Genomic DNA, 4737 nt, shown 5'->3' with positions numbered 1-4737 from the left:
ACGATATATTTCAAAATTATGTCTTAGATTACCGCACATCTAATTACTGCACTACTTAGAACAAACAAAACTTTCATTACTTCGCAGTATATATCAACTATGCACTTTATTGAAGGAGATAAACGAAATGCAATTAAATGAAGACGAACGAATTGACGATCTGTTAGCAGATCAAACTATGCAAATCATTCAAAGTCCAACTAAGTTCGCCTTTTCCATCGATGCCGTGTTACTGGCAGACTTCACTACAACCCCAAAGACAAGAGGGAAAATACTTGATCTTTGCTCAGGCAACGCCGTTATCCCCTTATTATTATCAAGACGCTCCAATGTTCCGATCATAGGCGTCGAGATTCAAGCGCGATTATATGAGATGGCATGCCGCAGTATTGAGATCAATCACCTGAACCATCAAATTGACATGATCCATGGTGACTTAAAAGACATGCCGAATCATTTCAAAAACAATAAATTTGATTTAGTAACCGTCAATCCACCATATTTTCAAACCAAGAATAAAAATCATCAAAATCATAATGATTATCTGACGATCGCAAGGCATGAAATCTATTGTACGTTAGAAGATGTGGTACAATCGAGTAGTAAGCTCGTTAAATCAGGTGGTAAAGTAGCCATGGTTCATCGTCCATCACGTTTTGTCGATATTATTACGCTATTTCGACAATATAAAATAGAACCAAAGCGCGTTCGCTTCGTCTATCCAAAAGAAGGAAAAGAAGCAAACATATTATTAATAGAAGGAATTAGAGATGGAAATCCAGATCTCAAGCTGCTACCACCATTATATGCTTTCGATGAAGAAGGAAATTATACAAAAGAGGTAGAAGGTATATTATATGGAAGAAAAAAATAATCACTATGTCTATATTCTTAAATGTAAAGATGAAACATTCTATACAGGCTATACAACTGATATCGATAGAAGACTAAAAATGCATGAACAAGGAAAAGGTGCGAAATATACAAGAGGACGAGCACCCTTTCATTTAAAGTACCAACAGCAATGTCAGACAAAATCAGAAGCAATGCAACTAGAAGCAAAAATTAAAAAACTCTCCAGGAAACAAAAAGAAATATTAATAAAAGAAAAGCAAATGGAAAGGTATGGCGTATATGCAGATACAAAAGAGCTACCAAACTGATGGTGAAAAAGGCACGTTATACGTGGTACCGACACCAATTGGTAATTTAGAAGATATTACGATCCGCGCATTAAAAGTATTAGAAGACGCTAATGCCGTTTTAGCTGAAGATACGAGAAATACAGGGAAGTTGTTGCATCATTTTGAGCTAAAGAAAAAGATGATCAGCTACCATGAACATAATAAAATGGCAAGACAAGATCAGATCCTCGAACTGCTAAATAATGGGCAAAACCTAGCACTAGTGAGTGATGCAGGTATGCCAGGGATTTCAGACCCAGGATATGAAGTAGTACAAGCGGCAATACAAGCGGAGCTTCCAGTTGTTGTTTTACCAGGGGCAAATGCTGCTTTATCTGCACTGGTTGGCTCAGGTTTACCAACCGACCATTTTTATTTTTATGGTTTTCTACCGAGAAAGAAAAAAGACCGTGATCAAGCATTACAATTGTTACAATCGATTGATACAACGTTTATCTTGTATGAATCACCTCACCGTATTGAGGACACCATCAAAATATTAGAAGAATCACTTGGTGACAGACAAGTAGCAATAGCAAGAGAATTAACTAAAAGATATGAAGAATATATTAGAGGAACAATACCAGAAATAGCGGATTGGATACCAGGTCACACGATAAAAGGAGAATGTTGTATTGTTGTGGAAGGTATCAAGGACAATCCGGATAAGAATTGGTGGATAGAACTTACGTTAAAAGACCATGTCAAAAAAGTGATGGAGTTAGAGGAATACTCAAGTAAAGAAGCTATCAAATCCGTAGCAAAAGAGCGCAATGTTCCCAAAAGAGAAGTGTACAGTGCTTATCATATGGAATGAAAATACAAATATAAATAAAACCCCATTTCAATTAATGAAACAGGGTTTTTATTTATATTCTTTAGCATGTTTAAATTATTTGTCTAATTTATTCTGGATTTCATCAACTAGTGTCTGAGCACCTTCTGGACTAAGAACTAGCTTTCCATCTGCTAATGTAAAGTTGTCGTCAGAGATATCACCAGTAATATGACAAGTCATATTTGGTTTATATTTTTGTAAGATAATACGCTCATCATCGACATAAATTTCAAGAGCATCTTTCTCTTCAATTCCTAATGTACGACGAAGTTCGATCGGAATTACAACTCGACCTAGTTCGTCTACCTTTCTCACAATACCTGTTGATTTCATTATTTATTCTCCCCTTTGATAAATAAATTCGGCAATATTCGACATCTATAGCGTTATAATACCATTAGTTGCCATTATTGTCAAACTTAATTTAACAATTTTTTTCAAGCTTTTTTAAAAAATTGTTAAATATAGGAGCCTAGTTTCCAGATATTTTTCGACAAATATTGATGTTTTAAAAGTAAATAAAATGGTGACAATGTATTTATGATGGAAAAATGTTCGAAAAGTCGCTACAATAAAAACAGACTGTTTATATATAGAATGAAAATGTATTGAGGAGGTATAGCATGACAGAGCAAAAGAAAACTTTTTATATAACAACACCGATTTACTATCCAAGTGGAAATTTACATATTGGCCATGCCTATAGTACGGTTGCTGGGGATGCGATGGCACGTTACAAACGACTCAGAGGGTATGATGTTCGTTATTTAACAGGAACAGATGAACATGGTCAAAAAATCCAAATAAAAGCGGACAAAGCAGGGGTTAGCCCACAAGCATATGTAGATGAAATTGTCAGCGGTATTAAAGACTTATGGGAAAAGCTAGATATATCTTATAGTGATTTTATTCGTACTACAGAAGAGCGTCATAAAAAAGTTGTCGAAAAAATCTTCGCAAAATTATTAGAGCAAGGTGATATTTACTTAGATGAATATGAAGGTAGTTATTGTACATCTTGTGAATCCTTTTTCACGGAAAGACAATTAGAAAATGGTCACTGTCCTGATTGTGGTGGGCCTGTGGAATATGTGAAAGAAGAATCATACTTTTTCAAAATGAGTAAGTATGTGGATCGTTTACTTGCTTTTTATGATGAAAATCCATCTTTCATCCAGCCAGAAAGCCGTAAAAATGAAATGATCAATAACTTTATTAAACCAGGATTGGAAGATTTAGCAGTATCTCGTACCACATTTGATTGGGGAATCCAAGTACCTGGAGATCCTAAACACGTTATTTATGTATGGATTGATGCCTTAAGTAATTACATCACTGCATTAGGATATGGTACAGATGATGATAGTTTATACCAAAAATACTGGCCAGCGGATGTTCATTTAATGAGTAAAGAAATTGTTCGTTTCCATACGATTTATTGGCCGATTATGTTAATGGCACTTGATTTACCATTACCGAAAAAAGTATTTGCGCACGGTTGGATTTTAATGAAAGATGGAAAAATGTCGAAATCAAAAGGAAATGTCGTGAATCCAATAAATTTAACGGATCGTTATGGTTTAGATGCATTACGCTATTACTTGTTACGCGAAGTTCCGTTTGGTTCAGATGGCGTTTTCACACCGGAAGGTTTCGTAGACCGTACGAATTACGATCTTGCTAATGACCTAGGTAACTTATTAAATCGTACAGTGGCGATGGTTAATAAATATTTTGATGGTGCAATTCCTGCATTTCATGCTTCTGAAGAATCCTTTGATGAACAATTAGAAACTTTAGGTAAAGAAACAGTAACAAATGTAGAAGAAGCATTAGATGATATGGGCTTTTCTGTTGCATTAACACACATTTGGAAATATGTTAGTCGCACAAACAAATATATTGATGAGTCTGAGCCATGGGTTTTAGCGAAAGATGAAAACAAAAAGGATCGTTTAGGAAATGTAATGGCGCATTTAGTCGACAGTTTACGTCGTATTGCGATTCTATTACGTCCATTCCTGACACAAACACCAAATCGTATTTTTGAACAAATTGGTATAAGTGATGACGAATCACTTCATACTTGGGAAAGCCTATCAAACTTTGGAGTGATTGAAGCAGGAACGAAAGTTGTTAAGAAAGATCCGATTTTCCCGCGTTTAGATGTCGAAAAAGAAGTGCAAATTATTAAAGACATGATGACAAAACCTAAACCGGAGAAGAAAGAAGAGAAAACAGAAAAAAAAGATGAAATCGTATTTGATGATTTTATGAAACTAGATTTACGCGTGGCAGAAGTAACACACGCAGAAAAAATGAAAAATGCTGATAAATTATTACGTATTCAGCTAGAACTTGGCGGTGAAAAACGTCAAGTAATATCCGGTATTGCACAATTCTACACTCCTGAATCGTTATTAGGGAAAAAGGTAATCTGTGTAACCAATCTAAAACCCGTTAAATTGCGTGGGGAATTATCAGAAGGTATGATTCTATCCGGAGAAGACAAAGACGGCTCGTTATCTCTGGCTACAGTCGAATCAGACCTGCCAAACGGATCCGTTGTAAAATAAAAATTCTAAAAAGTATACACACGGTGCAATAGTATAAGTACGCGTGTATACTTTTTTGTTTGAAATTGAAACAAAAACATAAACTGCGCAGTAACTTTCATGTGAATTTGCTGCTTTCATTCTGATTAATGGTGAGTGC

The 4737-nt window shown here is 35.3% G+C and carries 5 protein-coding genes; 4 read left to right on the top strand and 1 reads right to left on the bottom strand.

The window, feature by feature from the left end:
• Positions 1–127: 127 nt before the first annotated feature.
• Genes BM121_RS21665 through rsmI form a run of 3 tightly spaced genes read left to right on the top strand, consistent with a single transcriptional unit; the run spans position 128 to position 2001 of the window.
• Entirely contained in the window at positions 128–874 is a 747-nt protein-coding gene (locus BM121_RS21665; RefSeq protein WP_091486881.1) for a tRNA1(Val) (adenine(37)-N6)-methyltransferase, read from the top strand.
• On the top strand, positions 858–1163 hold the full coding sequence (locus BM121_RS21660) for a GIY-YIG nuclease family protein (protein WP_091486879.1): 306 nt from the start codon (positions 858–860) through the stop codon (positions 1161–1163). The genes BM121_RS21665 and BM121_RS21660 overlap by 17 nt, the downstream gene beginning before the upstream one ends.
• Entirely contained in the window at positions 1135–2001 is an 867-nt protein-coding gene (rsmI, locus tag BM121_RS21655) for a 16S rRNA (cytidine(1402)-2'-O)-methyltransferase (protein WP_091486876.1), read from the top strand. The genes BM121_RS21660 and rsmI overlap by 29 nt, the downstream gene beginning before the upstream one ends.
• A gap of 75 nt (positions 2002–2076) precedes the next feature.
• Here the strand turns inward: rsmI and BM121_RS21650 are convergent, their stop codons facing one another.
• On the bottom strand, positions 2077–2355 hold the full coding sequence (locus BM121_RS21650) for a transition state genes transcriptional regulator AbrB (RefSeq protein ID WP_091486873.1): 279 nt from the start codon (positions 2353–2355) through the stop codon (positions 2077–2079).
• Between the two features lie 290 nt (positions 2356–2645).
• Between BM121_RS21650 and metG the strand changes: the two genes are divergently transcribed.
• Complete coding sequence (metG, locus tag BM121_RS21645; RefSeq protein WP_091486870.1) at positions 2646–4598, top strand: methionine--tRNA ligase; 1953 nt, start codon at positions 2646–2648, stop codon at positions 4596–4598.
• The last annotated feature ends 139 nt before the right edge of the window (positions 4599–4737 follow it).

The sequence above is a fragment of the Gracilibacillus orientalis genome, assembly GCF_900114645.1.
GTDB lineage: Bacteria > Bacillota > Bacilli > Bacillales > Amphibacillaceae > Gracilibacillus > Gracilibacillus orientalis.
The sequence above is the reverse complement of the archived record's forward strand: the minus strand, read 5'-3'. Positions and strand labels throughout refer to the sequence as shown.